Genomic DNA, 23969 nt, shown 5'->3' on the forward strand with positions numbered 1-23969 from the left:
GGTTCGGATGGGTCATCGTGTGGGCGTCGATATCGGCGGCACCTTCATCGATTTCTGCCTCTGGGATGAGGAGACGGAGGCGCTGCACAGCCTCAAGGTCCTCACCACCCCGGACACGCCGGGCGCGGAGCTGCTGCGCGGGCTGGACCTGCTGGAGGAACGCCACGGCGTGAAGCCGGCGGATATCGTCAGCTTCGTCCATGGCACCACGGTCGGCATCAACACCGTCATCCAGCGCAAGGGCGCGGCGATGGCCCTCATCACCACCGAGCGCTTCGAGGATGTGATCGAGCTGGCGCGGCTGCGCATGCCGGAGGCCTATAGCCTGTATTCCCGCCGCGGCGCGCCGCTGGTGCCGCGCGACCGCATCTTCGGCGTCAAGGAACGCATCCTGTCCGATGGCAGCGTCGAGGCGCCGCTGGATGTGGCGACGCTGGAGGCCGCCGTGGCGAAGGCGCGCGCCAAGGGCGTGGAGGGCATCATCGTCTCCCTCCTCAATGCCTATCGCAATCCGGCGCATGAGGAACAGGCCGTCGCGCTGATCCGTGAGATGGCGCCGGAGCTGTTCGTTTTCCGCTCCAGCGAGGTCTGGCCGGTGATCCGCGAATACGAACGCACCACCACCGCGCTCATCAACGGCTATGTGCATCCGCGCATCCGCGACTATCTCGACCGGCTGATCGAGGGGCTGCGCGGGCGTGGCGTGACGGCGCAGCCGCTGGTGACGAAATCCAATGGCGGCATCATGGCCGCCGAGCTCGGCAAGACCGCCTGCGTCGGCATGGTGCTGTCCGGCACCGCCTCCGGCGTCATGGGCGCCGCCTGGGTGGCGCGGGAGGCGGGGGAGAAGCAGGTCATCACGCTGGATATCGGCGGCACCAGCGCCGATGTGGCGCTCATCATCGACGGTCAGCCGCAATTCGGCCTGGGCGAGAAGATCGGCGACCTGCCGCTGTACATCCCGAGCGTGGCCGTGTCCTCGATCGGCGATGGCGGCGGTTCCATCGCCTGGGTCGATGGCTTCGGCGTGCTGAAGGTGGGGCCGGAAAGCGCCGGCTCCACGCCCGGCCCGGCCTGCTACGGGCGTGGCGGCACGCGGCCGACCATCACCGATGCCTTCGCGGTCTGCGGCTTCCTCGGCCAGCATGACCTGGCCTATGGCGCCTTCCGCCCGGATGCGGACAAGGCCCGCCAGGCCATCGCCACGCTGGCGGGGCCGATGGGCCTCGGCGTGGAACAGACGGCGGAGGCGATTATCCGCATCGCCCTGTCCGGCATGTTCGCCGAGGTGAACAAGATGGTCGCGCGCTACGGCATCGACCCGCGCGATTTCGCGCTGCTGACCTTCGGCGGCGCCGGGCCGATGATGGGCTGCTTCCTGGCGCGCGAACTCGGCATGGCGCGGGTGCTGATCCCGGCGCGGCCGGGCGTGGTCAGCGCGCTGGGCGGGCTGGTCGCCGATGTGAAGAACGACTTCATCCGCACCCTGTTCATCGATGTCGATGCAGCGGCCGCGCCCGCTCTGTCACGCGAAACCACGGCCCTGGAAGCGCAGGGCCTCGCCTGGCTGCGCGACGAACAGCATTTTGCCGGTGAGGCGCGGCCCGGCTGGTTCGCCGATATGCGCTATCGCGGCCAGTCCTTCGAGATCGAGGTGCGTCTCGACCCCACCTGGATGACCGCCGCCGACATGACGGCGATCGCCGAGGCCTTTCATGCGGCGCATGAAGGCATCTACGACTTCTGCGATCGTGGCGCCCCGGTGCAGATCGTCAACCTGCGGCTGGTGATGGAAGGTGCATCCCCCCGCCCGCGCCTGCGGCGGCTGGAACAGGCGGCCGGCACGATGCCGGAGCCGGCGCAGATGCTCCGGGTCTTCTTCGACGATGGCTGGCACCAGGTGCCGCTGTACCGACGTGCGACGCTGCTCGCCGGCCATGTCTTCGCCGGCCCCTGCGTCGTGGCGCAGGACGACACGACAAGCTGCATCCCGCCGGGCTTCGACGCGCAGGTCGATGCCACCGGCAATATCCTTCTGACCGCGGCGGAGTGACCGCAATGGACATGAACCCCCATCCCGCCCCCGTCATCGACAAGGTGACGCTGGAAATCCTGGCGAACCACACCCGCGCGGCGGCCGAGAACATGGCCTATACGCTGTACCGCACGGCGCATTCGACCTTCGTCAAGGAGACGGAGGATTTCACCGTGCAGATCCTGGACGCCGCCGGCCGCACCACCGCGGTGCCGCTGGACCTCGGCGCCACCTGGTATCCGGGCCTCGACTACGGCGCCGCCATCGCCATGGTCGGCGAGTATGAGCCGGGCGACATCGGTTTCACCAACGACCCCTATTCCGGCTACCTCTCCACCCATGCGCCCGACCTGCATATGTGGAAGCCGATCTTCCATGAGGGCGAGCTTCTGTGCTTCGCCTCCGGCCATATCCACAATACCGACATGGGCGGCGCGGTGCCGGCCAGCCTTTCCCGCGCGCTGACCGAAATCCACCAGGAAGGCATCCGCTTCCGCCCCTCCAAGCTCTACCGCGCCGGCGTGCTGAACACGGAACTGGTCGATGTAATGATGACCAATGTGCGCAAGCCGGAACAGAACCTGGGCGACCTGAAGGCTTTCGTCGGCGCGCTGAACACCGGCGAGCGCAAGCTGCGGGAGATGATCGCGAAGTTCGGTCCCGACACGCTGCGGACCGGCTTCGGCGCCTTGCAGGATTATGCCGAGCATCAGGCGCGCGACATCCTTCGCAGCATCCCGGATGGCGAATACTTCTTCGCCGATTTCGCCGATGAGGACGGGCCGGATGGCCACCCCGCGCGCCTCGCCGTCACGCTGCGCATCCAGGGCGATTCCGCGGTGCTGGACTTCACCGGCAGCGACCCGCAGCTCACCTCCTCGCTCAACGTGCCGACGGGCGGCAATCCGCGCCACACGCTGATGCTGGTCGGCGTGTTCTACGTTCTCTACACGCTGAACCCCGGCCTGCTGCTGAACCATGGGCTGACGCGGCCCTTCACCTGCATCCTGCCGGAAGGCACGATGGTGAATCCCAGCTTCCCCGCCGCCGTCGGCATGCGCAGCCTGAGCTGCGCGCGGCTGCGCAGCCTGCTCTTCGGTGCCTTCGGCCTCGCCATGCCGGAACGCATGCCCGCCGCGCCCGCCGGCTCCTCCTCCATCGTCAATGTCATGACGCATGACGACAGGACCGGGGAGGCGCTGATCGCCGCGGTCAATCCGGTGGTCGGCGGTGGCGGCGGCATGCCGCATGGCGATGGCACGGATGGATCGGGCGCCGATGCCGCCTATCTCAAGAACACGCCGATCGAAATCACCGAGGCCGAGGTGCCGATCCGCTTCCGCTGCTATGGCCTGGCGTCGGGCACCGGCGGTGCCGGCCGCTGGCGCGGTGGCATGGCGACGCAGATGGAATTCCAGGTTTTTACGCCCAATACCCGCATCACCGCGCGCAACCGCGATCGCTGCCGGTTCCAGGCCTGGGGCATATTGGGCGGCAAGGCCGGCCGTGCATCCGAGATGATGCTGAACCCTGGCCAGCCGGACGAACGCCTGCTGAACAACATCGACACTTTCACCGCCGGGCCGGGCGACATCATCCGCATCACCTCCCCGGGCGGCGGCGGCCGCGGCGATCCGCTGGACCGGGAAGTGGAGCGGGTGCTGCGCGACGTGGTCTGCGCCTATATCACCCCCGAAGCCGCGGAAACCGATTACGGCGTCATCATCCGCGACGAGGTTGTGGATGCGGCCGCCACCAAGGCGCTGCGCGCCAGCCGCCGCAGCAACACACCGCATCCGCATTTCCACTTCGGCGCGGAACGCGAGGCCTTCGAGCGGGTCTGGACCGAGGCGGCCTATGACGCGATGACGACGATCCTCGCCGGCCTCCCCATCCACTGGCGCCATTTCGTCAAGCGCAAGCTGATGCAGGCGGTGACGGCGGAAGGCAGTGGCGGGGCGGAGGTGCGCGCCGCCTGGCAGGCCCTGGCCGCCACGCTGCCGCAGTTGCGCGCCCATCTGGCGGCGGTCTGACACCATGGCCGATCCCCAGATCCTCGCCGAGGATTTCCGCGCCACACCCTGGTGGTGGGAAGGCTACGACCCGCCCGAGGATGCGCCGGAAGCGCTGCCCACAAGCGCCGATGTGCTGATCGTCGGCGGCGGCTATGCGGGCGTGAGCTGCGCGCTGACCCTGGCGGAGGCCGGCCGCGCGCCGCTGGTCCTGGATGCGGAGCGCCTCGGCTGGGGCGCCAGCAGCCGCAGCGGCGGCCAGGTGACCGGCGGCGTCAATGTCGGCAAGATTCCCGGCGGCGGCAATGCGGTCGCCGCCGGCGCGCGGCGTGACGCCATGTTGCGCGATGCCGCGGCCGGCATGCGGCATCTGCTCGACCTGATCGAACGCCACCAGATCCAATGCGGCTGGCACCCCACCGGCCGCCTCACCGCGCTCTGGACCCCGGCGCATCGCGCGGGGTGGGAGGCGCGGCTGGAACATCTCAACCGCCATGCCGATGCCGAGGCGCGGATGATGTCGCGGGAGGAGCTTCGCGCGGAACTCGGCAGTGACCAGTATGCCGGCGGCGTGCTGATCGGCCGCGCCGGGCACCTGCATCCGGCGCAATTGTTCGGCGGCCTGCTGGCCGCCGCGCGCCGTGCCGGCGCACGCGCCCATGGCGGCGTGCGCGTCACCGGCATCCATCGCGCAGCAGCCGGCGGCTCCGGCCGATGGCGCGTGGAGACCAGCCGCGGCGTCGTGGAGGCCGGCACGGTCGTCATCGCCACCAATGGCTATACGGGAAATCTTCTGCCCGGCCTGAAGCGTCGCCTGATTCCCGTCACCACGCATATGATCGCGACGGAGCCGCTGCCGCCCGACCTGGCCCGCGCCATCCTGCCGACCAACCGCGCGGTGTCGGAGACGCGGCGCGTGGTGAACCACTACCGCCTCTCGCCCGATGGCACGCGGCTGCTGTTCGGCGGCCGCGCGCGTTTCTTCCCGGCGGAGGAACGGGTGACGGCGGCGATCCTGCACCGGCAGATGGTGAAGCGCTTCCCGCAGCTCGCCGCCATCCGCGTCACCCATGGCTGGGGCGGCAAGGTCGCGGTGCCCTTCGACTACCTGCCGCATATCGGCATGCAGGACGGCATCCATTATGCGCTGGGCTGCAATGGCAGCGGCGTGGTGATGATGAACTGGCTCGGCCATGGCGTCGCGCAGAAGATCCTCGCCAATACCACGGAGAAGGTGAACGCCTTCGATGGCGGCCCGATGCCGACTCATCCGCTGTTCCACGGCACGCCGTGGTTCCTGCCGATCGTCGGCACCTATTACCAGGCGCGCGACTGGCTCGACCACCGACGCGCCTGAACGCCGGCCAACCCCCCCGGCATGGTCCAACGCGACCGGGGAGCTGCCTGTCCACGGTCACCCGACCCCATAACAAAGGAGGCTTTTCGACAATGACCGAGACCAAGAGACTGCCGATGCTCGCCCGCCGCAGCCTGCTCGCCTTGCCCATGGCGGGGCTGGCGGCACCATCGGTCTGGGCGCAGTCGCGCTGGCCCACACAGCCCATCCGCATCGTCGTGCCCTATGGCCCCGGCGGCGGCACCGACCTGTCCATCCGCATCCTGGCGCCGAAGCTGAGCGCCTTTCTCGGCCAGCCCGTGGTGATCGAGAACCGCCCCGGCGCGGGCAGCACGCTGGGCACGGATTTCGTCGCCAAGGCGCCGCCGGACGGCACCTATTTCGTGCATGCGACGCTGGCCTCCACCGGCATCGCCGCCGCGCTGTATCCGCGCCTGCCCTATGACCCGGTGCGGGACCTGGCCGCCGTGGCGCCCACCGTCTTCGTGCCGCTGACGCTGGCGGTGACGCAGACCGGCTGGAATGTCGGCACGGCGGCGGAGCTGATCGCGACGCTGCGCGCCAATCCCGGCCGCTACCAGTACGGCTCCAACGCCGTCGGCTCCACCGGCCATCTGGCGAATGCGAATTTCTGCACGCAGGTCGGCGCGCAGGTGGTGCATGTGCCCTATCGCAGCGGGTCGCAGACCATCGCGGCGCTGCTGACCGGGGAAATCCAGTTCGTGCAGGACATCTATGGCCTGCTGAAGCCGTATCACGATTCCGGCCAGGCGAAGTGCCTGTTCGTGACGGCGGAGGAACGCTCCAGGCTGATGCCGGAGGTGCCGACGATGAAGGAGGCCGGCGTGCCGGACTACAAGGCCTATTCCTGGTTCGGCCTGTTCACCGCCGCCGCCACCCCGCGCGGCATCGTCGACCGGATGTCGGAGGCGGTGCAGGACGCGCTGCGCGACCCCACAATCGCCACACGCTTCGAGGAGATGGGCACGCCCGGCATGCCCGGCTGGAGCCCCGACCGCTTCGCCAATTATGTGCGGGAGGAGGTGGTGACCTGGGGCCCGCTGGTCCGCGCCTCCGGCGCCCGCCTGGAATAGGCCGGGCGGCGCGCGGGAGGCTACACAGCCTCCCCCGCATATTGCCCGTCGCGCACCGCCGACAGCAGCAGGCGCGGCGCGACGGCATCGCCGATGCGGAGCGTCGGCACGCCGGCCTCGGCCAGCGCCGCCTCCAGCCCCGCACGCGGGCGGCGCGGCGTGGACCAGGTGAACAACGCCACATCGGGCACCACAACCTCCCGCCCCGTCAGGATGTGGCGGATGCGCAGCCGGCCGTCGGCGAAATCGACGGGCTCGCGATGGATCAGCACCTCGATGCGCGGCTCGGCTGCAGCAAGCCGGCGCTGCACACCTTGGCCGTAGATGGCGGGCACATCTCGGGCAATGGCATCGCGCGGCGTCAGCAGCAGCAGCCGGCCGAAGCGCGCCAGCAGCAATTCGGCGGCGGCGTAGGTGGCGGCCGTATGGTCATGGTCGAACAGCACGGCGAGGCCACCGCGCGGCGCATCCTCCGCCAGCAATTCGGCCAGGGCGCTGCGCAGATCCTGCCCGCCGCCGGTCATGCGCCGTGGCGCGCCCATCTCCGCCCCCGTCGCCAGCACCGCCACATCGGGCGCCAGCGCCTGGATGTCCGCCACGCTGCTGCCCAGGCGCCGGGAGACGCCCGCCACCGCCGCGCGGCGTTCCAGATAGGCCAGGAAGCCCGCGATATCGCCGCAGCCCGGCAGCGCCGCATGCAGCCGCGCGGCGCCCCCGGCCTCCGGCCGTGCCGAGAGCAAGGTCACGCGATGCCCGCGCTCCGCCGCCACGGCGGCCGCCTGCAACCCGGCCACGCCGGCACCGACCACGACGACATGGCGTGACGCCTCGGCCGGGGCTGGCGGTGGCGCCGCATCGGCCGGCGTGCCGCCGCGCGGATTGACGCTGCAGCCGATGGTGCTGGCGCGGTCGATCTCGCCCCAGCAGGCGTTGCAGTAGATACAGGGGCGAATGGACTCCACCTGCCCCGCCGCCGCCTTGGCCGGCCATTGCGGATCGGCGAGCAGCGGGCGCGCCAGCATCACCATCTGCGCATCGCCCGATTCCAGCAGCGCTTCCGCCATCGCCGGGCCCATGATGCGGCCGATGGCGGCGATCGGCACGCCGCGCGCCGCCTGGCGCAGCGAGGCCCAGGATTCGCGGAACGGCATGGGCGCCTCGTGCATGTCCGGCGCATGCATCCACAGGCTCGGCCCGTGGCTGCCCTGGCTGAAACACAGCAGGTCCGGCGGCACATCCGCCACGATCGCCGCCACCAGCCGCGCTGCCTCCGCCGGGTCGATCGAACCCGGCACGCCATCATCCGCCGGCATCTTCACGCCGAGGATGAAGCCGGCGCCGCAGCGCGCGCGGATCGCGGCGAGGATGGCGCGGGTGAAGGCGCTGCGCCCCACGGCATCGCCGCCCCAGCGATCCTCCCGCAGATTGGTCACCGGGGAGAGGAATTGCAGCGGCAGGAAGCCATGTGCCGCCGAGATTTCCACGCCCGAGAAGCCGGCCCGCTGCAACCGCGCGGCGCTGTCGGCATATTCCTCGACCAGCCCCTCCACCTCGCCCGAGGTCAGCGCGCGCGGCACGGTCCAGGACGCGGCATCCACCACGGCGGAAGGCCCGATGGCGCTCAGGGAACGCGCATCGCGATGCGCATTCCCCGCATGCCACAACTGCCCGAGCAAGGCGGCACCCTGCCCTTCCACCGCCGCCGCCAGGCGTTGCAAGCCACCGAACTGCGCCTCGTCCCACACCGCGACCCGCGCCGGCACGGCGGCGGAACGGCAGGCGGCCAGCGCTTCCGTCACCACCAGCCCGGCGCCACCGGCGGCGCGGGCCGACAGATGCGCCACCAGCGCCTCCGTCACCGCGCCGTCGCGCGGCATGCGCGTGGTCATGGCGCCGTAGCCGATGCGGTTGCGCAGCCGTCGCCCCGCGAGTTCGAAGCCGCCCAGCAGGCGCGGGAAAGCCACGGTCACTCAGCCGGCCGCCGCGCCCGAAGCCTCGACGGCGCGGCGCCACTTGGCCAGTTCCAGGCGATGGATCGTCGCCGCCTGTTCGGCCGTGGTGCCGGTGACCGTGGCGCCGAGTTCCGTCAGCCGGGCGCGGATGGCGGGCTTGGCCAGGGTGGTGCGGATTTCCGCCGACAGCTTCTCGATGATCGGCGCCGGCGTCCCCGTGGGGGCGAACAGCATGACCCAGGCGCCCGCATCGAAGTCCGGCACCGTCTCCGCCACCGCCGGCACATCCGGCATCAGGGCGGAGCGTTCGGCGCCCGTCACCGCGATGGCGCGCAGCTTGCCCTCCGCCAGGAAGCTCGGCACGGTCAGGATGCCCTCGATGCACATCTGCACGTCATTGGACATGATGGCCTGCAGGGTGACCAGCCCGCCGCGATAGGGCACATGCGTGGCGTTCAGCCCGGTGGCGGCGCGCAGCATCTCCATCGCCAGATGGTTGGTGGCCCCGACGCCGGAGGAGGCGTAGTTCAGCCGCCCCGGATTGGCCTTCGAATAGGCCACCAGTTCCGCCAGGTTGCGCACCGGCAGGCTGGGCGAGACCACCAGCACCTGCGGGAAGGTGACCATATGCGTGATGGCGGCGAAATCCCGCTGCACGTCATAGGTCAGGTTGCGCAGCAGCGCCGGGCCGATCGCCATATTGCCGGGCGAGCCGACCAGGAAGGTGTCGCCATCCGGCCGCGCCCGCGCCGCGACTTCCGTGCCGATGCTGCCGCCGGCGCCGGTGCGGCTTTCGACGATGAAGGACTGGCCGAGCCGTTCCGTCAGATCCTGCGCCACCAGCCGCGCCACGACATCCACGGCAGAGCCGGGCGTGAAGGGAAAGATCCAGCGCACCGGGCCGCGCGGCCAGGCGGGCTGTGCGAAAGCGGGCGTGGCGAGCAGGGCGGCCGTGCCGGCGATCAGGCCGCGACGGCGCAGGGCGATTCCGTTCATGACGTCATTCCTCCGGATCGTGTCGCTTCATGCGGCGACGGATTTCCGGACACCAATAAGGACCGCTTCACCGCAGGGGACAAGGCCATTGCCCATAGCCGTTACGGCAAGACGGCTTTGCGCAACGGGCATCACGCGCGCTGGCCCGCTGCCTCCAGCATCGCAAGGTCCGGAAGCGGCCGCCGGAAATCCGGCAACTCGGAAAAATGCTGTTCCAGCGCCAGGGCGGCATCCAGCGTGAAACCATCCTGGCCACGCGGCCCCACCACTTGCAAGCCGAAGGGCATGCCCTTCTCGTCCCGGCCGCAGGGAATGCAGATGGCCGGATGGCCCATCATGGAAATGCCGTAGGTGACGCCGGATGTCGCGAAATAGCCGGTCAGCGGCATGCCCTCCATCTCGGTCGGATAGGGCAGTTCCTTCGGGAAGGGTGTCAGCGCCTGGCAGGGCAGCAGCAGCAGGTCGTGGCGCGTGAAGAAGTCCTGGAAGGCGCGGTAGATTCGGGTCTGCTCGGCATGGGCCTCCGCCAGGTCGCCCAGGCTGTAGCGCAGCCCCTCCTCGTAATTGCCGCGCGTATTGCCGCCGAGAAGCTTCGGATCACGCTCATAGTACTTCTTGAAGCCCGCGAGGAAATTGGTGCAGCGGATGACGCGGTAGGCACGGTCGATGCCCTCCATATCCGGATCCTCCGCCTCGCAGCGCCCCAGGGCTGGTGCCAACGCCGCCATGCGGGCGAGGAAGATACGGCGGATGCTGGGTGCGACCGGCGCGAAGCCGAGATCGACCGTGGTGGCAACGCGCAGCGACGCCAGATCGACCGGCCGCCGCAATGCCAGCGCGGCCGGATCGCCGAGCAATGGATTGGCCATCGGGTCGCGGCTGTCCGCACTCGCCATCACGCTGAGCAGCAGCGCTGTATCCGCGACATCGCGCCCCATCGGCCCCTGCACCGACAGCACCGACCAGCCCTGCCGCCGCCGTTCCGAAGCAACCAGCCCCGGCGTCGGCCGGAAGCCCACCACGCCGGACCAGGCGGCCGGCTTGCGCAGCGACCCGCCGGTATCGGAGCCGGTGCAGAGCGGCAGCATGGAGGTGGCGAGCGCGACGCCCGACCCGCCGCTCGATCCCGCGCAGGACAGCGCCGGGTCGAAGGCATTGCCGGTGGCGCCATAGACCTCATTCAGCGTGTTGCCGCCGGTGCCGAATTCCGGCGTGTTGGTCTTGGCCAGGATAATGCCGCCCGCCGCGCGCAGCGCCGCGACGATGCGTTCGTCCTTGTCCGGGACATGGTCACGGAACATCGGCGAGCCATAGGTAGTGCGCAGCCCGGCGGTATCGTTCAGATCCTTCACGCCGATCGGCAGACCGTGCAGCGCGCCCAGCCTGTCGCCACGCATCACCGCCGCCTCGGCATCCCGCGCCGCCTTCGACGCGCCCTCGATATCCATGGCGACCACGGCATTCACCGCGGGGTTCACGGCCTCGATGCGCCTGAGGCAGTCGGCCAGCAATTCCACCGGCGAGATGCGGCGCGTGCCGATCAGCCGGCGGAGCTCCACCGCCGGCAGGTCGCAAAGCAGGGAATGGCTCACGGCGCGCGCCTTGTCGCCATGGCGAGCGTCGCCTGATTGGCCTGCGGCACATAGACGAGATCCGGCGTGGTCGCCCAGGTGGAGACCCAGAAGACCAGCGGCAGGATCGCGCGGCTTTCCATCACCGTCGCCATGGTCTGCTGCAGGATGGCGCGGCGGCGGTCCTCATCCACCGTCACCAGCGCCTGGCGGATCGCCGCATCAACCTGCGGGTCGGAATAGCGGCCGCGATTCGAACCGCCATAGGCCCCGCCACGCGTATGCACGATGCCGACGAAACTGCCCGCCGCCTCACCCGTGCCGGCGCCCCAGCTATGCAGCATATGCGACAGTTCGTTGCGCGCGGTGCGACCGGAATAGACGGTATGCGGCATGGTCTCGACCGCGGCGCGGATGCCGATGCGCCCCCACATCTGCGCCACCGCCTGCACCGTGCGCGTGGCGTTGACGATCCGGTCGTTGCTGGTGTGCAGGACGATGCGGAAGCCATCGGGATAGCCGGCCTCCGCCAGCAGCCGGCGGGCACGTTCCGGATCCGGTGATTCCGGCTGGATTGCCGGATTGTAGCCGAAGAAGCCCTCGGGCACGAGCTGGTTGGCGCGCACCGCCTCGCCCTCGTTCACGCGATCCACGATGATGTCACGGTCGATGGCGAGCGACAGCGCCTGACGCACGCGCAGGTCGCGCATCGGGTTGCGCGGCAGCGGGTTGCCGGCATTGTCGCTCGCATTGCCGGGGATCGGCACCTCATTATGCACATCGACGGACAGGAAGGTCATGCGGTTGGTCTGGCCGGACCACAGCCGCACATTGGCCTGCCGCCGCAGCCGCGCCATGTCGGTGCTCGGCACCTCGTTGATCATGTCCACATCGCCGGCCAGCATCGCCGCGACGCGTGCGGGGCCGAGGGCGATGATGCGGAAGGTCACACGCTCCCACGGCTCCGCCCCGCCCCAGTAGTTGGGGTTGCGCTCATAGATCATGCGATCGCCCGGGCGATGCTCCACCAGGCGATAGGGGCCGGTGCCGATCGCGGCGCGCACCGCCTGGTAGTCCGCCGTGGTCGCGCCTTCGCCATGCTTGCGGGAGATGATGGCGACGGAGCTGAGGTCGATCGCCAGCAGGGGCGAGGGTCCATCCGTGTGCAGCCGGATGGTGTGCGGATCGACGATCGTCCAGCTTCTGATCTGCTTGGTGTAGGTGCCGAAGGAGCTCGGGCTGTTCGGCACGCGCGGCGCGCGTTCCAGGGAGAAGGCGACGTCATCCGCCGTGAAGGGCGTGCCGTCATGGAACGTCACGCCCTGGCGCAGCTTGAATTCCCAGGTCGTGTCATCGACCAGCCGCCAGGATTCCGCCAGTCCCGGGGTGATCTGCTGATTCGCATCCTGATGCGTCAAGGCGTCAAAGACGTGGCGTGCCTGGGAGTTGTTGACGCCGTTGTTGTGGAAGTGCGGATCGAGCGAGGTGGGCGGGGCGGCGAGGCCGATGCGCAGCTCCGCGGCCTGCAACGGTGCCGCGGCCAGCAGCAAAGCCAGCGTGCCGGCGGCAAGGCGGGGGATGGTGGTCATCGCGATCTCCTTATCCTTGCCAGGCGGCCTGGCGTTGCATCAGCGTGGTGCGAGAAGCTCCGGCAGCAATGTGTTGAAGGCTTGGGCGGCCTCGTAGCTCACCCAGTGGCCGGCACCGGGAATGGTATGGAAGGGCAGGCCGGGATCGGCCTCCCGCAGCACGGCGCGCCGTGCCTCCATGGCGCCGCGCGCGATATTGTCCTGCTCACCCCAGATCGCCGCGAGCCGGCCGCGCAGGGCGGGCAGGCTGCGGCGCAGCACATCGGTGCGGCTGATCTCCGGGCTGCGCACGCGGCCGGATTCCGCATTGCGTTCCTGAAGATGCAGCGCCAGCGGGTCGATCCGCGCCGCATCCGCCAGCATCAGCACTTCCAGCGTCCGCCGATGCACCGCCAGCCGCGCCGCGCGATCCGGCTCCCGCCGCCAGGATCCCATCGGGGCCAGGGGCGCGCGCGCCAGGCCGAGCCCGTTGGAGCCGACGATGACGAAGCGCCGCAGCGCCGGGCCGAACTTCACCGCGACCGGCCCACCCATGACGCCGCCGAAGGAGAAGCCCACCAGATCCACCGCGCCGCCCGCCGGCAGCAGGCGCCTGATCCCCTCCACGACGATATCGGCCATGGCATCCGGATTGTCCGGTTCCGGCGGGATGGCCGATTCCCCGAGGCCCGGCAGGTCCACCGCCAGCACCTGCCGATTCCGCGCCAGGGGCAGCACGTTGCGGATCCAGTGGCTCCAGGACCCGTAGCCGCCATGCAGCAGCACCAGCGGCGCACCTTCGCCCCTGCTATGCCACACGAGGCTACCCTCGCCACAGGGCGTCTCCGCCCGCCGCGCCAGCCCCTTCACATGCGCCTCGATCGCCGCCGGCGTCGCGCCCAGCGCCGCCATGTCGGGCGGGATCGGCGCCAGTTCCTGCATCACATCCTGCATCAGCGCCCCGTGAAGACCGGCTTGCGCTTTTCCATGAAGGCGCGGCGCCCCTCCGTGTAGTCGGCGCTGTCGAAACAGGTGGCGACATGGCCGCGCATCATCGCGCCGTCCTGCTCGCTTTCCGGCTTCATCAACTCGTTCACGATGGCCTTGGAGGCGCGCAGCGACAGCGGCGCCTTCTCCGCCAACAGCATCGCATAGTCCCGCACCTCCTGCTCCAGCGCCTCGCCCGGCAGCACGCGGGAGACCAGGCCGATGCGCAGCGCCTCCGCCGCATCCAGCCGGCGGGCGGAGAACAGGATGTCCTTCGCCGCCGAGGGCCCCACCAGGTTCACCAGCCGCCGCAGACTGTCGGAGGAATAGGCGGCGCCGAGATTGGCCGCCGGAATGCCGAAGCGCGAATCCTCCGCGGCGAAGCGCAGGTCGGCCGCCATGGCGATGCCGAGCCCGCCGCCCATGCAGAAGCCGCGGATCAGCGCGATCAGCGGCTTGTCGAAGCGGTTCAGCTTCAGCCGCGCGCTGTCGGAAATGGCGCCATAGGCCGCCGCCTTCTCCGCGCTGTCGCGCTGCTTCTCGAATTGCGAGATATCTGCGCCGGAGACGAAGGCCTTGTCCCCCGCGCCCTGCATCACCACCACGCGGATCGCGTCATCGGCCTGGAAATCATCCAGGATCGCTTCCAGCGCGCCCCACATCTCCAGCGACATGGCATTGCGCTTGGTGGGGTTGCTGAAGGTCATCCAGCCAATCGCGCCTGTCTTCTGCGACAGCATCTCGGCCGTCATCGCGGTATCCTCCAATGCCGCACCACGTCACACCACCTTGCCGGCACGCAGCCGCGCGATGCCATCCGCGTCGTAGCCAAGCTCACCCAGCAACTGGTCGCTATGCTCGCCCAGTTCCGGCGTGGGCATGCGAAGGGTCTCGGGCTGCGGCGCGGCGGAAAGGTTGATCGGCTGACCCACCACGCCCAGCGTGCCGAGCTGCGCATGTTCCACCTTGCGGGCGATGCCGAGGTGCTGGACCTGCTCATCGCCAAAGGTCTGGTCGATGCTGTTGATCGGGCCGCTGGGCACGCCCGCCTCGGTCAGCGCCGCGACCAGGTCGGCGCGCTTCCACTTGCGGGTTTCCGCCGCGATGGCCTCGTTCAGCGCCACACGGTTGCGGCGGCGCAGGCCGGTATCGGCGAATTCCGCCTGGGTGATCAGATCCTCCCGCCCCAGCGCGCGGCACAGCCGGCGATACAGCCGGTCCCCGGCGGCGGCGATGTTCATATGGCCGTCGACGGTGGGGAAGACGCCGGTGGGCGTGCTGGTCGGATGGTCGTTGCCGGCCTGGCCGGGCACATCGCCTTCGATCAGCCAGCGGCTGCCCTGGAAATCCAGCATGGCGATCTGCGCTTCCAGCAGCGATGTATGCACCCACTGCCCGACGCCCGTATGTTCCCGGTCCAGCAGCGCGATCAGCACGCCCTGGGCCAGGAAATGGCCGCTGGTGAGGTCGGCGATCGGAATGCCGACACGCACCGGCCCCTGCCCCGGCAGGCCGGTGATGCTCATCAGCCCGCCCATCCCCTGCGCGATCTGGTCCACGCCCGGCCGCGTGGCATAGGGACCGTCCTGGCCGAAGCCGGAGATGCTGCCATAGACGATGCGCGGATTGACCTTGCGGCAGGCCTCGTAATCGACGCCGAGCCGTGTCTTAACGTCGGAGCGGTAATTCTCCAGCACCACATCCGCCGTCTCGACCAGCTTGAAGAAGATGGCCTTGCCCTCGGCCTCCTTCAGATTGAGGGTCAGGCTGCGCTTGTTGCGATGCAGATTCTGGAAATCGGAGCCATGCCGTTTTCCGATCAGCCCGCCGCCCGGCTCGTCATCCAGCGCGGCGGGCGGTTCGATCTTGATGACGTCGGCGCCCCAATCCGCCAGTTGTCGCGCCGTGGTCGGCCCGGCGCGATGCGCCGTCAGATCCAGCACCCGGAAGCGCGACAATGGCAGGCGCGATGACGACATGTTTTCCTCCGACCCATTCAGGACGAAGGCGATGCGACCATGCCTGCCACCCTGGCCGCAAGCGTGGCATGGTCGGGCGTTCCGTTCAGCGGAATTGCGCGGCGGCCTCGCGCGGCGCGGGCAGGCTGGTGGCAACCCGGGAAAGCTGCGCGGCGCGTTCGGTCAGCAGCCGGGCGAAGCGCGCCTCATCCCCCGCGCCGAAGCGCACCTGCGGCAGGGTGATGCAGAGATCGGCGACGATCCGCCGCCGCGCGCCGAACACCGGCGCCGCCATGCCCACCGCACCCTCCGTCTGTTCCCCGCGCGTGATGGCGTAGCCGCGCGCCCTGATCTTCGCCAGGCGCTCCGCCAGCACCGCGCGGTCGGGCGGCGACCGGCCATCGACCGGCGACAATTCACCGCGCGCCAGCACATCCGCCAGTTCCGAAGGGCTGAGCCAGGCCAGCATGCAAAGCCCCGTGGCGCCCCAGAGCAGCGATCGGTTGCGGTGCATGTGGATGGCATAGGGCACGGGCTGCGCCGCCGGCGCCTTGTCGATGAACATCATGGTCAGCGTCTGCGGCAGCAGCATGCCGAGCATGCAGGTCTCCGCCGTCTCCCGCGCCACATCCTCCAGCACCGGCCGGGCCAGGCGCAGCACGCCGGTCTTGCGGGCGGCCAGCGCGCCGATGCGGCTGAACTCGGCGCTGACGCGGTAGCGGCGATGCGGCGCGCGCTCGATCATGCCGGCGGCGATCAGCTGGTCCAGCAGCCGGTGCAGCGTGCTTGGCGCCAGGCCCAGCTCGGCCGAGAGATCCTTGATGGACAGGCTGGCGCCGGCCTCCGCGAAGCTGCGCAACAGCCCGACGACGCGGGCGACGACGCTGACGGCCGCACCGCCATCCTCCTGCGCCGGAACCGATCTCGCCATGCCGCCTCCACCGACCGATCCACCCGGCGCCCATATTCCGCTGAGTGGAAGCCCACGCAGTAGAGCGCGGCCCGGCGCCGTCTTGCAATGGTAACGTCATTCGGACGAAGTGGGAGAGCAGTTCAATGGATGCATCGACAGCACCGCTGGCCGGGAAGATCGCGATCGTGACGGGCGCCGCGCGGCGCAATGGCCGTGACACCGCCTATGCCCTGGCCGGCGCCGGCGCGGCCGTGGTGGTCAATACCCGCGCTTCCCGCGCCGAGGCCGAAGCCGTCGCCGCGGAAATCCGCGCGCGCGGCGGCAGGGCCATGGCGATGCTGGCCGATGTGACGTCGGAAGCCGAGGTCGCCGGCATGGTGGCGGAGACGGTGGCCGAATTCGGCGGGCTCGACATCCTGGTGAACAACGCCGCCGACCGCGCCATCGCGCCCTTCACCGAAATGGAACTGTCGGAGTGGCGGCGCGTGACCGGCATCATCCTGGACGGCGCCTTCCTCTGCGCCCGCGCGGCGCTGCCGCATATGATCGCGGCCGGCGGCGGGCGGATCATCAACATGGGCGGCGTCACCGGCCATATCGGCGCGCATCAGCGCGCCCATGTCAGCACCGCCAAGGCCGGGCTGGTCGGGCTGACCAAGGCGCTGGCGGTGGAATTCGGCGGCCACGGCATCACCGTGAACTGCGTCGTCCCCGGCAAGATCGGCGGCCCGCGCAGCGCGTCCTCGGGCGAGGTGCCCGGCAGCGGCGGTGCCAAGGTGCTGACGGGTGGGGAGGGCGCGACGGAGGAGGTGGCGGCGATGATCCTGCATCTCTGCCTGCCGGTCAGCCGCTTCATCACCGGGCAGTCCATCCACATCAGCGGCGGTGTCTATCTGCCCTGAGTTGAAGAGCGCGGCAGGAGCCGCGGCGGCCATTCGGCCGCTCGGACCGGTCAAGGGGACCGGTCCGCCTACGTCTCAAGAGCGCGGCAGGGGCCGCGGCGGCCGTTCGGCCGCTCGGACCGATCGAAGACGACTGATCCACCCGGCTCGCCCTCTTGCGCACCACAAGACATAAAGATATGTTGATATGGCGTTGGTCCCGCGCGAGCGGGTGAAAAGGGAACGCCGTGCGGGGGCCCAAACCTCTAGTCGGCGGCTGCCCCAGCAACTGTCAGCGGCGAGGTACCGGCCTTCACGCCCCGCCATCCGGCGGAGCAAGCCACTGCGGGGGACGACCCCCTCGGGAAGGCCAGGCCGGAACCTGTGACCCGCGAGCCAGGAGACCTGCCAGCGCCGCGGACCCGCAGAACCGGGCCGCGCCACCTTCCTGCTGCCGGGCTGTGCGGACCGGGGGCCTGGAGACATTTGCGATGACCATCGCCGCCAATCTCGGCTATCCGCGCATCGGCCCGCGTCGGGAGCTGAAATCCGCCCTGGAATCCTTCTGGGCCGGCAAGACCACCGAGGCCGATCTGCGCGCCACCGCCGAGGCGCTGCGCGCCGGCAGCCGCGCCCTGCAGCAGGGCAGCGGCATCAACCACATCCCCAGCGCCGATTTCACCCTGTATGACCATGTGCTGGACACCGCCTGCGCCCTCGGCGTGATCCCCGAAGGCTATGGCTGGTCCGGCGAGGGGCCCGTCTCGCTCGCCACCTATTTCGCCCTGGCACGCGGCGCCCGTGGCAGCGCGGCGGAACAGGCGGCCGGCATCCGCTCCGGTGCGGTGGCGCTGGAAATGACCAAGTGGTTCGACACCAACTACCACTACCTGGTCCCGCGCCTGACCGCCGCCACCCGCTTCCAGCTCACCCATAACCGATGGGCGGAAGCGGTGCGGGAAGGCCTGGCGCTCGGCCTGCGCAGCCGCCCGGTGCTGCTCGGCCCGGTTTCCTTCCTGCTGCTGGCCAAGGCAGAGGATGGGGTTCGGCCGCTGGAGCTTCTGCCGGCCCTGCTGCCGGTCTATGCCGAGATCCTGCGCGGCATCGCCGAGGCCGGCGCCACCTGGGTGCAGATCGACGAGCCCTGCCTGGTCACCGACCTGCCCGCCGGCGCCGAGGTCGCCTACACCACCGCCTATCGCGCCTTGGCCGAGGCCGCCCCGGGCCTCGACACTTTGGTCGCCACCTATTTCGGCGCGCTGCGGGAGAACCTGCCCTTCGTCGCGGCCCTGCCGGTCTCCGGCCTGCACATCGACCTGATGCGCGCGCCCGAACAGCTCGATGCGGTGCTGGACGCCCTGCCCGCTGATCGCTGGCTGTCGCTTGGCCTGGTCGATGGTCGCAATGTCTGGCGCAGCGACCTGCGCCGTGCCCTCGGCCTCGCCCAGCGCGCCGCCGCCGCCGGGCGCGGCAGGCGGCTGATGGTCGCCCCCTCCTGCTCCCTGCTGCATGTGCCGCATAGCCTGAAGCTGGAGACGGCGCTGGACCCGGCACTCGCCCGGCGGCTGGCCTTCGCCAATGAGAAGCTGGTGGAAATCACCACATTGGCGCGCGGGCTGGATGAGGGCGAGGACGCGATCGCCACGGCGCTCAAGGCCTCCGACGCCGCCATCGCCGAACGCCGCGCCGATGCGCGGGCGCAGGACCCGGCGGTGGCCGCGCGGATGGCGGCGGTGACGCCGGAGATGGCCCGGCGCCACAGCCCCTATCCCCAGCGCGCCACGGCGCAGCACGAAAGGCTCGGCCTGCCGAAGCTGCCGGTGACCAGCATCGGCAGCTTCCCCCAGACCGCCGAGGTGCGTGCCCTGCGCGCCAGCCTCGCCCGGGGCGAAACCACCCAGGCCGCACATGACGCCGCGATGGAACGGCTGACGGAGGAGACGGTGCGCTGGCAGGAGGAGATCGGCGTCGATGTCCCCGTCCATGGCGAGTTCGAGCGCAACGACATGGTGAAGTATTTCGGCGAACAGCTCGCCGGCTATGCCTTCACCAGGCATGGCTGGGTGCAGAGCTATGGCAGCCGCTGCGTCGCGCCGCCGATCATCTGGGGTGACGTCTCCCGCCCCGCCCCGATGACGGTGCGCTGGTCCGCCTTCGCGCAGTCGCTGACGACGCGGCCGATGAAGGGCATGCTGACCGGGCCGGTGACCATGCTGAACTGGTCCTTCGTCCGCGACGACCTGCCGCGCGAGACCGTCTGCCGCCAGATCGCCCTGGCCATCCGCGACGAGGTCGCGGACCTGGAGAAGGCCGGCATTGCCATCATCCAGATCGACGAGCCGGCGATCCGCGAAGGCCTGCCGCTGCGCCAGACCGATCGCGCCGACTATCTGCGCTGGGCGGTGGAATGTTTTCGTCTGTCTGCCGCCGTGGTCGGGGACGCAACCCAGATCCACACGCATATGTGCTACAGCGAGTTCAACGATATCATCGCCGAGATCGCCGCGATGGATGCCGATGTGATCTCGATCGAGACGGCGCGCAGCGACATGGAGCTGCTCGGCGCCTTCGAGGGCTTCGCCTATCCGAACGAGATCGGCCCGGGGGTCTGGGACATCCACAGCCCGCGCGTGCCGGACACGGAGGAGATGGTGGGGCTGCTGCGCCGCGCGGCACAGCGCATTCCGGCCGAACGGCTCTGGGTGAACCCCGATTGCGGCTGCAAGACGCGCGGCTGGGCGGAGGTGAAGCCGGCCATGGCCCATCTGGTGGCCGCCGCCCGCATACTGCGCGCCGAGCTGGTGTAGGGCCCCTGCCCGCGCCCCTCGCGGCACCTCGCCGCGGAGGGCGCGGATAGGCAGGCGACCGAAACGTGCCCCATGGCGCCCGCCGCCACCTGCCGCCATGTTGTGCATGGTGACGGATGGGGGATTCGCATTGATCGGGCTGCAGGACGACCCGCGGCCCCGGCTCTGGACCTCCGGCTTCGTCGGCATGCTGGTGCTGACCCTGCTGGGCTTCGCCAACCTCGCCGCCTTCTACGGGCTGGAGCCCTGGCTGCGCGGCCGGGGGCTCGGCCCAGGACAGGCGGGCATCGCCATCGCCACCTTCACCTTGGTGGCGCTGGTGCTGATCCCGCCCCTGGCCGTCCGCACGCCGCCTGCCAAGGCCGGGCGCTGCATCGTCGCCGGCTTCGCGGTGACTCTGCTGGCGCTGCCGCTCTACATGGTGGTGCAGGGCTTCCCGCAGATCCTGGCGCTGCGGCTGCTGCACGGGTTCGGTTTCGTGCTGACCCTGGTCGGCATCGTCTCCGCCTTCGTCGCCATGGTGCCGGTGACCAGGGCCGGGGAGGCCTATGCCCTGTTCGGCGTGGCGGACCTGCTGCCCTTCGCGCTGCTGCCCCCCTTGCTGGAGACGACGCTGCCGCATTTCGGCGGCGACGCGGCGGCGCAATATGCCGCCATGGCGCTGGTGCAGGCGCCGGCCCTGCTGCTGGCCATCTGGATCGCGCGCCGCAGGCCCCCGGTGCCAATGCCCGGCGAGGCACCCCCGGTGGGCCGGGCGGTCGGCCCGGTGCTGCTGCTGCTGGCGGTGAACACGGCGGCCTTCCTGGCCCATGCCCTGCTGTTCAGCCTGCTGAAGCCACGCGCGCTGGAACTGGGCGGCGGCGCCTTCATCGGCCTGTTCTTCGGCCTGCAGACCGCCGCCATCATGGCCTTGCGCCTGCTGGCCGGCGGGGCCTTCGACCGGGTGGACCAGCGACGCCTGGCCGCCGCCGGGCTGGTGCTGGTCGCACTGGCCATGGCGCTGCTGGCGCTGCCATTGCCGGCGATCCTGCTGCTGCCGGTGGCCCTGCTGGTGGGCTTCGGCTTCGGCGCGGCGCTGCCGCTGCTGAACGCGCTGATGCACCGCCATTCGCCGGCGGCCCAGCGCAGCGGCAATCTGAACCTGATGATGATGACCCTGCAGCTCGGCTATCTGCTCGGCCCGCTGCTGGGTGGGCTCGTGGTCGGCGTCACCGGCTATGCGGGGGCCTTCGCCATGGCGGCACTCTGCCTCGCACCCGCCGCCGCAGTTCTGCTGCGGCTGCCGAGGTAGTTCACGCCTCGGCCAGCACCACTTCCAGCGCCCCGGCAAACGCCTCCATCGCTTCGTCGCTGCCGAAGGACACGCGCAGCCAGCCCGGATAGCGAAAACTGGTCATGGCGCGCGCCATCACGCCGCGCGCCATCAGCCGCCGATGCACCACCGTATCCGCGACCGGCAGATGCAGCATGGCGAAATTGCCGATGGCGCCCACCATCTTCAGCCCCAGCCGCCCGGCCAGCGCCCCCAGCCGTGCCCGCGCCGCGCCGACATGGGCACGCGTCGCCGCGATATGCTCCACATCCCACACCGCGGCCCGTGCCGCCTCCAGCGCCAGCAGGTTCACGCTGTAGCTGATGCTGGTCTTGCGCACCGTCGCCGCCACCTCCGGCGCCGCCGCCATCCAGCCGATGCGCAAACCCGCCAGGCCCCACATCTTGGAGAAGGTGCGGAACACGACCAGGTTCGGATGCCGCGCCATCAGCGCGAAGCTGTCGGGGAAATCCGGGTCCTCGGCGAATTCGGCATAGGCCTCGTCCGCCACCACGATGCAGCGCCCATCCACCGCATCCAGGAAACGCGCCAGCCGCGCATGGTCCCACCAGCTTCCGGTGGGGTTGTTCGGGTTGCACAGGAACAGCAGGCGGGTGCGCGCATCGATCGCCCGCAGCAGCGCCGCATCGTCGAAGCCATCGTCGCGCAGCGGCACCAGCCGCGGCGCGACGCCGGAAAAGCTCGCCAGCCATTCATAGACCGCGAAGGTGCGGTCGGCCGTGACGATATTGTCGCCCGGCTCGCAGAAAGCCTTGATGACGAAAGCAATCACCTCATTGGCGCCATTGCCGAGGATCACCTGCTCCGCATCCAGCCCGAAGCGCGCGGCCAGCGCCCGGCGCAGATGCCAGCCATCGCCCTGCGGATAGAGCGCCGCATCGCGCGGGTCCCAGCGTGCCAGGATCTCCCGACAGGCGGCGGGCGGGCCGAGCGGGTTCTCGTTGTTGTTCAGCCGGTGCAGATGCGCGATGCCGAAGCGCCGCCGCAGCACATCATCCGGCGGGCTGGGCACATAGGCCTCGAAGGCGCGGACATGCGCCGGCACCAGCCGGTCCAGCGCGAAACCGTTCATGCCGTCGCGGCCAGCAGCAGCAGGTCGCCCGCCGCGTCCGGAATCAGCGCGGCGGGCGCCAGGCCGGCGCGCAACAGCCCCTGTGCGAAGCCGGCATGCTCCGGCCGCCCCAGGTCCAGCAGGGCCCGCATCTGCGAAAAACCCTGGCCGCGGAACAGCGCGACATTGGCTTCGGCCACCTCCGCCGCATCCGCCGCCGCCAGCAATGGCCGCAGTGTCACGCGGCCGGCGGCGCGGTCGGTTTCCGCCGCCATGGCGGCGCCGCTGGCGCGGGCGGGCGGTGGCGACGCCTCGATATCCCGGCCGAGGGCCAGGCGGCGCACCATGCCGGCCACCCAGTCGCGCAGTTCCGGCGCCACCCAGGTGATGCCGCCCGGATCCTCCTCCAGCGCGCGGAACAGCACCGGATGGCCGCCCTGGGCATCCGGCAGATGTCCCACCACCTCGAAATCCGCGCGTTTCATGCCGGGCGCCGCCTCCAGCACCACCAGCCCCTGCACCGTGCCGCGCACCAGCCCGGCCAGCGCCGAGTCCAGCAGCGCCTCCACCAGGGCCTTCCGGGCGGGGCCTTCCGGCAGCAGCAGCGCCGGACCCGCCAGCGCCATCAGGCGGCGGCCAAAGGGCTGCCAGAACAGCCCGCCCACCGGGCGCCGCCGCGCATCCAGCGCCACCCGCGCGAAAAGATCGCCAGCCGCCCGCTGGTCCAACACCCTCGCGGCGGTGCGGAAGGCGGGGCCGCCCGCCCCCTTGGCCTCCGCCCAGTCCACCAGCAGTGCCAGCGTCGCATCATCCGGATCGACCGGCGTGCCAACCGGCATTCCCAGCCCGTCGGGCGGCGCCGGCACCGCGCGGGCGGGATAGGCCCGCGCCAGGTCGAAGCCGAGCCGCAGCCCGCCCCGCCCCGCCGGTTCCGTCGTCAGATGGTCCGCCAGCCGCGCCGCCAGATACAGCCCGACGCCCGCCGCATCCTCCACGTCCCGGTCACGCGACTGGTCGAGCCCGGCAAGATCCAGCTCCGCCGAGGCGAAGACCACATCCAGCCGCACCGCATGTCGCCTGTCGCGCAGCGCGAGGGTCACGGCCACGGCGGTTGCTGGGCTGGCTGCCAGCACTTCCTCCGCGATCAGCGCCATTCGTTCGGCCAGGCGCGCCTCGATACCTGTCGCGGCAGCGATGCCACGAATGAATTCCGCGCCCACCGCAGCGAAGCGCACGCCGGGCGGAAGGGTCAGTCGCGGCGCGTCATCCTCGCTTGTCACCAGATGGGTTCTCCATGCGATCCCATCATGCAGGACACAGGAAATCGCGCAAATTCCCGATTCAGGTTGCAGATCGGACATCGCAGGTGCATATAGGTCCGGTCAGCCTTGTTTGGTTCGGCCTGCTCTCCCTGCTCGATCGAGCGCCGAGCCTGGTGTCCGTTTCCCCTCAAA

Annotated in this window: 17 protein-coding genes and 1 riboswitch; of the genes, 7 read left to right on the forward strand and 10 right to left on the reverse strand. The window is 70.2% G+C overall.

Annotated features, from left to right (window positions below; genetic code table 11):
- The first annotated feature begins 7 nt into the window (after positions 1 to 7).
- The 4 genes from JJQ90_RS02290 to JJQ90_RS02305 all read left to right on the forward strand — a co-directional run bounded on the left by JJQ90_RS02290 (position 8) and on the right by JJQ90_RS02305 (position 6498).
- Positions 8 to 2053 carry a hydantoinase/oxoprolinase family protein gene (locus JJQ90_RS02290; protein WP_216872829.1) on the forward strand — a complete coding sequence of 682 codons (2046 nt, stop codon included), beginning with the start codon at positions 8 to 10 and terminating at the stop codon, positions 2051 to 2053.
- Positions 2054 to 2058: 5 nt separating this feature from the next.
- Positions 2059 to 4068, forward strand: coding sequence for a hydantoinase B/oxoprolinase family protein (locus tag JJQ90_RS02295; protein ID WP_230410306.1), 2010 nt, complete (start codon positions 2059 to 2061; stop codon positions 4066 to 4068).
- A gap of 4 nt (positions 4069 to 4072) precedes the next feature.
- The gene (locus JJQ90_RS02300; RefSeq protein WP_216872830.1) at positions 4073 to 5404 is read left to right on the forward strand and encodes an NAD(P)/FAD-dependent oxidoreductase; all 1332 of its coding nucleotides are present in this window, start codon (positions 4073 to 4075) and stop codon (positions 5402 to 5404) included.
- 92 nt (positions 5405 to 5496) lie between these two features.
- Entirely contained in the window at positions 5497 to 6498 is a 1002-nt protein-coding gene (locus JJQ90_RS02305) for a Bug family tripartite tricarboxylate transporter substrate binding protein (RefSeq protein WP_216872831.1), read from the forward strand.
- A 20-nt stretch (positions 6499 to 6518) separates the two neighbouring features.
- On the opposite strand, the gene JJQ90_RS02310 is transcribed toward JJQ90_RS02305, so the two are convergent.
- From JJQ90_RS02310 to JJQ90_RS02345, 8 genes are all read right to left on the reverse strand, one after another.
- Entirely contained in the window at positions 6519 to 8468 is a 1950-nt protein-coding gene (locus JJQ90_RS02310) for an FAD-dependent oxidoreductase (RefSeq protein WP_216872832.1), read from the reverse strand.
- Positions 8469 to 9446 carry a Bug family tripartite tricarboxylate transporter substrate binding protein gene (locus tag JJQ90_RS02315; protein WP_216872833.1) on the reverse strand — a complete coding sequence of 326 codons (978 nt, stop codon included), beginning with the start codon at positions 9444 to 9446 and terminating at the stop codon, positions 8469 to 8471.
- A 131-nt stretch (positions 9447 to 9577) separates the two neighbouring features.
- Positions 9578 to 11038 carry an amidase gene (locus tag JJQ90_RS02320; protein ID WP_329959345.1) on the reverse strand — a complete coding sequence of 487 codons (1461 nt, stop codon included), beginning with the start codon at positions 11036 to 11038 and terminating at the stop codon, positions 9578 to 9580.
- Entirely contained in the window at positions 11035 to 12606 is a 1572-nt protein-coding gene (locus JJQ90_RS02325) for an ABC transporter substrate-binding protein (protein WP_216872834.1), read from the reverse strand. The genes JJQ90_RS02320 and JJQ90_RS02325 overlap by 4 nt, the downstream gene beginning before the upstream one ends.
- Positions 12607 to 12645: 39 nt before the next feature.
- Positions 12646 to 13539, reverse strand: coding sequence for an alpha/beta fold hydrolase (locus tag JJQ90_RS02330; protein WP_216872835.1), 894 nt, complete (start codon positions 13537 to 13539; stop codon positions 12646 to 12648).
- The gene (locus JJQ90_RS02335; protein ID WP_216872836.1) at positions 13539 to 14324 is read right to left on the reverse strand and encodes an enoyl-CoA hydratase; all 786 of its coding nucleotides are present in this window, start codon (positions 14322 to 14324) and stop codon (positions 13539 to 13541) included. The genes JJQ90_RS02330 and JJQ90_RS02335 overlap by 1 nt, the downstream gene beginning before the upstream one ends.
- Positions 14325 to 14351: 27 nt before the next feature.
- A complete protein-coding gene (locus tag JJQ90_RS02340; RefSeq protein WP_216872837.1) occupies positions 14352 to 15551 on the reverse strand; it encodes a CaiB/BaiF CoA transferase family protein in 1200 nt (399 codons plus the stop codon).
- Positions 15552 to 15636: 85 nt separating this feature from the next.
- Positions 15637 to 16461: an IclR family transcriptional regulator gene (locus tag JJQ90_RS02345; protein WP_216872838.1), complete on the reverse strand. Its 825-nt coding sequence runs from the start codon at positions 16459 to 16461 to the stop codon at positions 15637 to 15639.
- Between the two features lie 125 nt (positions 16462 to 16586).
- On the opposite strand from JJQ90_RS02345, the gene JJQ90_RS02350 reads away from it, so the two are divergent.
- The 3 genes from JJQ90_RS02350 to JJQ90_RS02360 all read left to right on the forward strand — a co-directional run bounded on the left by JJQ90_RS02350 (position 16587) and on the right by JJQ90_RS02360 (position 21422).
- The gene (locus JJQ90_RS02350; protein WP_216872839.1) at positions 16587 to 17345 is read left to right on the forward strand and encodes an SDR family NAD(P)-dependent oxidoreductase; all 759 of its coding nucleotides are present in this window, start codon (positions 16587 to 16589) and stop codon (positions 17343 to 17345) included.
- Positions 17346 to 17522: 177 nt separating this feature from the next.
- Positions 17523 to 17751, forward strand: a riboswitch (cobalamin riboswitch).
- A 64-nt stretch (positions 17752 to 17815) separates the two neighbouring features.
- A complete protein-coding gene (gene metE / locus JJQ90_RS02355) occupies positions 17816 to 20131 on the forward strand; it encodes a 5-methyltetrahydropteroyltriglutamate--homocysteine S-methyltransferase (RefSeq protein ID WP_216872840.1) in 2316 nt (771 codons plus the stop codon).
- Between the two features lie 130 nt (positions 20132 to 20261).
- Positions 20262 to 21422: an MFS transporter gene (locus tag JJQ90_RS02360; protein ID WP_216872841.1), complete on the forward strand. Its 1161-nt coding sequence runs from the start codon at positions 20262 to 20264 to the stop codon at positions 21420 to 21422.
- Between the two features lies 1 nt (position 21423).
- Here JJQ90_RS02360 and hisC read toward each other — a convergent pair whose 3' ends face one another.
- Positions 21424 to 22536, reverse strand: coding sequence for a histidinol-phosphate transaminase (gene hisC / locus JJQ90_RS02365; RefSeq protein ID WP_216872842.1), 1113 nt, complete (start codon positions 22534 to 22536; stop codon positions 21424 to 21426).
- Positions 22533 to 23795, reverse strand: coding sequence for a hypothetical protein (locus JJQ90_RS02370; protein WP_216872843.1), 1263 nt, complete (start codon positions 23793 to 23795; stop codon positions 22533 to 22535). Before JJQ90_RS02370 ends, hisC begins: the two co-directional genes overlap by 4 nt.
- Between the last annotated feature and the right edge of the window lie 174 nt (positions 23796 to 23969).

Source organism: Falsiroseomonas oleicola (genome assembly GCF_019029495.1).
Taxonomy (GTDB): Bacteria; Pseudomonadota; Alphaproteobacteria; order Acetobacterales; family Acetobacteraceae; genus Falsiroseomonas; species Falsiroseomonas oleicola.

What these genes read in the sequence shown, in the direction of transcription:
- JJQ90_RS02290 (WP_216872829.1), top strand. Translation starts at nt 8, where the DNA reads ATGGGTCATCGTGTGGGCGTCGATATCGGCGGCACCTTCATCGATTTC.
- JJQ90_RS02295 (WP_230410306.1), top strand. Translation starts at nt 2,059, where the DNA reads ATGGACATGAACCCCCATCCCGCCCCCGTCATCGACAAGGTGACGCTG.
- JJQ90_RS02300 (WP_216872830.1), top strand. Translation starts at nt 4,073, where the DNA reads ATGGCCGATCCCCAGATCCTCGCCGAGGATTTCCGCGCCACACCCTGG.
- JJQ90_RS02305 (WP_216872831.1), top strand. Translation starts at nt 5,497, where the DNA reads ATGACCGAGACCAAGAGACTGCCGATGCTCGCCCGCCGCAGCCTGCTC.
- JJQ90_RS02315 (WP_216872833.1), bottom strand. Translation starts at nt 9,446, where the DNA reads ATGAACGGAATCGCCCTGCGCCGTCGCGGCCTGATCGCCGGCACGGCC.
- JJQ90_RS02325 (WP_216872834.1), bottom strand. Translation starts at nt 12,606, where the DNA reads ATGACCACCATCCCCCGCCTTGCCGCCGGCACGCTGGCTTTGCTGCTG.
- JJQ90_RS02330 (WP_216872835.1), bottom strand. Translation starts at nt 13,539, where the DNA reads ATGCAGGATGTGATGCAGGAACTGGCGCCGATCCCGCCCGACATGGCG.
- JJQ90_RS02335 (WP_216872836.1), bottom strand. Translation starts at nt 14,324, where the DNA reads ATGACGGCCGAGATGCTGTCGCAGAAGACAGGCGCGATTGGCTGGATG.
- JJQ90_RS02340 (WP_216872837.1), bottom strand. Translation starts at nt 15,551, where the DNA reads ATGTCGTCATCGCGCCTGCCATTGTCGCGCTTCCGGGTGCTGGATCTG.
- JJQ90_RS02345 (WP_216872838.1), bottom strand. Translation starts at nt 16,461, where the DNA reads ATGGCGAGATCGGTTCCGGCGCAGGAGGATGGCGGTGCGGCCGTCAGC.
- JJQ90_RS02350 (WP_216872839.1), top strand. Translation starts at nt 16,587, where the DNA reads ATGGATGCATCGACAGCACCGCTGGCCGGGAAGATCGCGATCGTGACG.
- metE (WP_216872840.1), top strand. Translation starts at nt 17,816, where the DNA reads ATGACCATCGCCGCCAATCTCGGCTATCCGCGCATCGGCCCGCGTCGG.
- hisC (WP_216872842.1), bottom strand. Translation starts at nt 22,536, where the DNA reads ATGAACGGTTTCGCGCTGGACCGGCTGGTGCCGGCGCATGTCCGCGCC.